A 5302-nucleotide genomic window follows, 5' to 3' on the forward strand; every position below is an offset into this window, starting at 1 on the left:
CGGCCCCGTGTCCATCGGCTGGTAAACTTTCGTGGCCAGCACTATCCGGTCACGCTGACCACTACGCGCCAGCCAGTTACCGATGATTTCTTCGGATGTTCCGTAACCCTTTGCCATATCCGGTGACTGCGGCCCGCCATAGACGTCAGCGGTATCGAAAAAGTTGATACCTGCATCCACGGCTTCATCCATGATCCTGAAGCAGGCCGACTCATCCGTCAGCTCACCGAAATTCATGGTACCGAGACCGATGCGGCTCACCCGCAGACCGGTACGCCCCAGATGTTTGTAGTTCATGTCAAATGCTCCTTAACTGAACGTGTTATTGCAGATTTTTACGGAAAAAGTCTTTCAGCTTGTCAAAAGGGATTACGTCGGTACGGTCATACAGATCGACATGCCCTGCGCCCGGTACGACATACAGTTCTTTAGGCTGACCGGCGCGTTTGAAAGCGTCCTCGCTGAATTCTTTTGAGTGAGCCTGATCGCCGGTAATAAACAGCATCGGGCGCGGCGAGATGGTTTCAATATCGTTGAACGGATAGAAGTTCATAAACTTGCCAATACTGCTCAGCATCGGTTTCGTCGTCAGTTCCTCTTTCTGACCCTGTGGGGTATAGCCGCCGCGTTCGGTGCGGTAGAAATCAAAGAACTCGCGCTGAATATCCGGTGTGGAGTCATCCAGTTTGTTCACGGTGCCAGGGATATAAGCCGTCTCGCCGCCCTTAAACTCGGCTAACCGTTGCTCAATGGCTGACTGGATAAAGGCCTTACGTTGTTCTCCCGTCTGGGAATGATTAAGGCCATTACGGAACGCGCTCCCCATGTCATACATGCTGACCGTGGCAATGGCTTTCATACGCGGGTCAATCTTGGCGGCACTGATAACAAAACTTCCGCTGCCGCAGATACCCAGCACGCCAATGTTTTCTGGATCGACAAACGGCTGTGTGCTCAGATAATCAACCGCCGCGCTGAAATCATCTGTGTAGATTTCCGGTGAAATCAGGTCCCCCGGTTTGCCCTCGCTTTCTCCCCAGAAAGAGAGATCGATAGCCAGCGTGACAAAACCCTGCTCCGCCAGCTTCTGCGCATAGAGATTTGAACTCTGTTCCTTAACGGCTCCCATCGGGTGACCAACGACGATCGCCGGGTGTCGGGTGTTCTGGCTCATCGTTTTCGGGATAAACAGGTTGCCGACCACGGCCATCTGATACTGGTTTTTAAAGGTGACTTTTTGCTGCGTCACCTTATCGCTTTTATAAAAATTATCGGCCCCACGGGACATATCCGCCGCAGAGGAAGCAAATGCACTGATCAACAGCCCCAGCGCTAACGTAAATTTTTTCATGATGATCTCCTTATCATTAAGCTAGGGTGGCGTTATCAATGACAAACCGGTAATGCACATCGCCCCTGAGCATGCGCTCATAGGCATCGTTAATCTGGTCGGCGCGGATAAGCTCAATGTCGGCGACAATGCCGTGTTGGGCGCAGAAATCGAGCATCTCCTGCGTTTCAGGAATGCCGCCAATCATCGACCCGGCAATCGATCTGCGCTTCATGATAAGGCTGAACACTTCTGGCGAGCCATGCGGCGTGGCCGGCGCACCCACCAGGGTCATCGTGCCATCGCGTTTCAGCAGCGCAGTGAACACGTCGAGGTTATGCGGCGCAGCAACGGTGTTGAGGATAAAATCGAAGCTCTTTGCATGGGCTTCCATTTCGCTGGCATGACGGGAGACCACCACCTCATCTGCACCAAGCGCTATGGCGGCGTCACGTTTGGACTCAGACGTGGTAAAGGCCACGACATGCGCGCCCATGGCGTGCGCAAGCTTGATCCCCATATGTCCCAGTCCACCGATACCGACCACTCCGACCTTTTTGCCGGGGCCCGCCTGCCAGTGACGCAGTGGTGAGTACGTTGTGATCCCCGCGCACAGCAGCGGAGCCACGGCGGCCAGTTGCGCTTCCGGGTGAGTGACGCGCAGGACATAGCGCTCATGCACCACAATCTGCTGCGAATATCCGCCCAGCGTGTGGCCTGGCGCATCCAGCGTCAGGAAATTGTATGTCCCTGTCATATGGTCGCAGTAGTTCTCCAGTCCGTCGTCACAGTCACTGCAGTGCCGGCAGCTGTCGACAATGCAGCCGACCCCCACCAGGTCCCCTGCACAAAAACCGGAGACGTGATCGCCAACGGCCACTACACGACCGACAATTTCATGTCCCGGTACGCAGGGATAGAGCGTTCCAGCCCATTCAGCGCGTACCTGGTGGATATCCGAATGGCAGACTCCGCAGTACGCGATATTAATCTGCACATCATGGGCACCGGGGGCGCGACGGGTGATATCCATCGGCTCCAGCGGCAGTGTGCCCGCATGGGCACCGTAAGCTTTAACTGTCATGGCATTACTCCTGGGTTTATGAATGGTCTGCGGCAGAAGTGTCTGCCCGCGAGGTCAGAAAGATCAGCACGGTTGCGATAATCAGCATCGCGGCGCTGGCCAGGAAGGTGCTCTGGTAGCCGTGATGGTCGAAAAGCAGGCCGCCCACCGTCGAACCGAGAGCAATGGACAGCTGCACCATCGCCACCATCAGTCCGCCGCCCGCTTCGGCATTCTGCGGGAAGGTACGCGGAACCCATGCCCACCATCCCACCGGCGCGGCAGTGGAAATCATCCCCCACAGCCCAAGCAGCGCCGTCACGATGGCTACCTGACTGCCGAAGGCAATCAGTGCCAGCGCGGTGATGGCCATCAGTACCGGGATGGCCATCAGGGTCGGGTAGAACCCGCGTTTCAACACCCGGCCAATCAGCGTAGTGCCGATGAAACCCGCGACACCAATAACCAGCAGGACCAGGGTCACCGTTGCGTCATCCACCCGCGTCACCGTCTCAAGGAAAGGCCTGATGTAGGTAAAGAGCGTGAATTGCCCCATAAAGAAGATCCCCACACCCAGCATGCCCAGCGCGACCACCCGGCGACGAAACAGCGTGAAAACGTTGCGGGAAGCCGCCGCCTGACGGGTGACCGACATGGAAGGCAGACTGAGTAATTGCCAGACAAACGCGATGATGGCGACCGGCACCAGGCAGAAGAAGGCGCCCCGCCAGCCAACAACCGATCCGAGCCAGCTGCCCAGAGGGGCAGCCACGACGGTAGCCAGAGCATTGCCGCTGTTGAAAATAGCCAGCGCCAGCGGAACACGATGTACTGGGACCAGACGCATTGCCGTCGCGGCCGACATCGACCAGAACCCGCCGACCACAATGCCAATCAGGGCCCTTCCCGCCATATAGGTCAGGTAATTGGGTGCCATCGCAATAACAGCACCGGAAATTGCCATAATGCAGGTCAGGCCGAGCAGCAGTGTTTTCCGGTTAAGCGTGCCTGCCAGCACGGAAATAAACAGGCTGGTTACCACTGCAAATGCCCCGGAAATAGCGATGCCCTGTCCGGCCATGCCTTCGGTGACACGAAGGGTCTGCGCCATCGGTGTCAGCAGGCTGACCGGCATGAATTCGGAGGCGATCAGGGCGAAGACGCACAGCGTCATGGCAAAGACACCACTCCAGTGCGCAGACTGTTTCCCGCTTCCGGTTTTTTTTCTGTTTTCGTCTGTCTTATTACTCATTCAGGGATTTCTTTTCAGTAGATAACATGAAGTCTGTGCCCCGGAGCTTTCAGCGCTGCAGGAAGAGCTGAAACGGCATACGGGGACGGGATAAGAGGGATAATCGCGGTACGGAAGGTGCTGCGGGTCAGTTGGCGACCCTGATCTGCACCGCAAGAGGTCCGTGGCGCTGCAGGACCGGCAGTCCGGAATCCACTTTCCCTAACGGGATCAGTGAACGGGCGTAAGCCCTGCCCCGGGCAAAAATCGCCAGGTTGCCCCAGGGCACGTAGTAAGTGATATCTCCGGCTTCCGGCATCATGCCGTCCGGTGCCTGCACCGTGGAAAGCCTGCGCGGCAGGTAGCTTATACGCTCAATATCGTCATAGTCTTCCAGCGTCAGGCTGAGGGGAAGCAAAGACGCAAAGTCCCGGCCTGTCGGCGTATCAAAGAGGGTGGCGGTGGCGGTTTCTCCCTCCACAATGATCTCAATTTTCATAAGCGTCTCCTGCGCCACTCCCCAGTCGTTGTCACCCGCCATAGCGGACTGCGTGACGAAAAGCAGGCCGGCAAGGAGCAGCAGTGATGTTCTGCGGTAAGCGTTTTGCATAAGGGTTAGCGTTGACTTTTTCATCGCATTATTGTTACCAATATGCAGCGGGTTAACTAGCTAATGAATACTTAATACCCTTATAAGTAAAATTTATAAATGGACCGGAAACGAGCATGGCCAGACGCAATCTTAACGACTTACTCTCTTTCGTCACCGTGGCGCGTGAGGGCAGCTTTACGCGCGCTGCCGCCCAGCTCGGCGTGACCCAGCCCGCACTGAGCCAGGCGATTTCCGGGCTGGAAGAGCGGATGCAAATCCGCCTGCTGACAAGGACCACGCGTAGTGTGTCAGTGACGGCTGCCGGGGAGCGCCTGCTGCAGTCTGTGGGACATCGTATTGATGAGATTGAAGCCGAGCTGGACATGCTGACGGCACTGCGTGATAAACCTGCCGGGACCGTCCGTATTACATGTGGACCTAATGTTCTGAAGACCACACTGCTGCCAAAGCTGACACCACTGTTACGCGAATATCCTGATATTCATATTGAGTTTGATGCCAACCACGGCTTCCGGGATATCGTTGCGGATCGTTTTGATGCCGGCGTACGGCTCGGAGACACTATCGACAAAGATATGATAGCCGTACCCATTGGCCCGAAACTGCGCATGGCGGCTGTAGCTTCCCCTGAGTATTTCGCCCGGTGCGCCGCCCCTCAGACGCCACGCGATCTGATGCAACACTGCTGTATTAATGAGCGCATGGTTCAATCGGGGAAAATTTACGCCTGGGAGTTTGAGCAGGAAAACGGTAAATTTCACGTTCGGGTTGAAGGGCAACTGACGTTTAACACATCGGAACACGTCGTTGACGCAGCTCTTGCCGGACTGGGCATTGCCTTTTTACCTGAAGAGGAGTTCGGCACACATCTGCAGGAAGGAAAACTGATCCGCGTGCTTGAAGAATGGTGCCGTCCTTTTCCCGGCTACTATCTTTATTATCCCAGCCGTAAACAGCCTTCCCCAGCGTTTTCACTCGTTGTGGATGCGTTGCGTATTAACCGGAAAATTTAACGCTGAATTATCGGGCCAATATTTCAAGAACGGACGTGAACGTCCGCTTATG

At 55.8% G+C, this 5302-nt stretch carries 6 protein-coding genes; 1 reads left to right on the forward strand and 5 read right to left on the reverse strand.

Annotated elements, in window-relative coordinates:
- The 5 genes from GKAS_RS22540 to GKAS_RS22560 all read right to left on the reverse strand — a co-directional run.
- The coding region (locus tag GKAS_RS22540) for an aldo/keto reductase (protein WP_035897664.1) at positions 1–297 on the reverse strand (297 nt) is incomplete at its 3' end.
- Between the two features lie 25 nt (positions 298–322).
- Positions 323–1351, reverse strand: a complete 1029-nt coding sequence (locus tag GKAS_RS22545) for an alpha/beta hydrolase (protein ID WP_035897666.1) — start codon at positions 1349–1351, stop codon at positions 323–325.
- 16 nt (positions 1352–1367) lie between these two features.
- The gene (locus GKAS_RS22550) at positions 1368–2414 is read right to left on the reverse strand and encodes an NAD(P)-dependent alcohol dehydrogenase (RefSeq protein WP_035897668.1); all 1047 of its coding nucleotides are present in this window, start codon (positions 2412–2414) and stop codon (positions 1368–1370) included.
- Between the two features lie 16 nt (positions 2415–2430).
- Complete coding sequence (locus GKAS_RS22555; RefSeq protein ID WP_115074697.1) at positions 2431–3645, reverse strand: MFS transporter; 1215 nt, start codon at positions 3643–3645, stop codon at positions 2431–2433.
- Positions 3646–3772: 127 nt separating this feature from the next.
- Positions 3773–4258, reverse strand: a complete 486-nt coding sequence (locus tag GKAS_RS22560; RefSeq protein ID WP_051910840.1) for a cyclophilin-like fold protein — start codon at positions 4256–4258, stop codon at positions 3773–3775.
- Positions 4259–4350: 92 nt separating this feature from the next.
- Between GKAS_RS22560 and GKAS_RS22565 the strand changes: the two genes are divergently transcribed.
- Complete coding sequence (locus tag GKAS_RS22565; RefSeq protein ID WP_035897671.1) at positions 4351–5250, forward strand: LysR family transcriptional regulator; 900 nt, start codon at positions 4351–4353, stop codon at positions 5248–5250.
- Positions 5251–5302 lie beyond the last annotated feature (52 nt).

It is taken from the genome of Kluyvera ascorbata ATCC 33433 (genome assembly GCF_000735365.1).
In the GTDB taxonomy this organism is placed as follows: Bacteria; Pseudomonadota; Gammaproteobacteria; order Enterobacterales; family Enterobacteriaceae; genus Kluyvera; species Kluyvera ascorbata.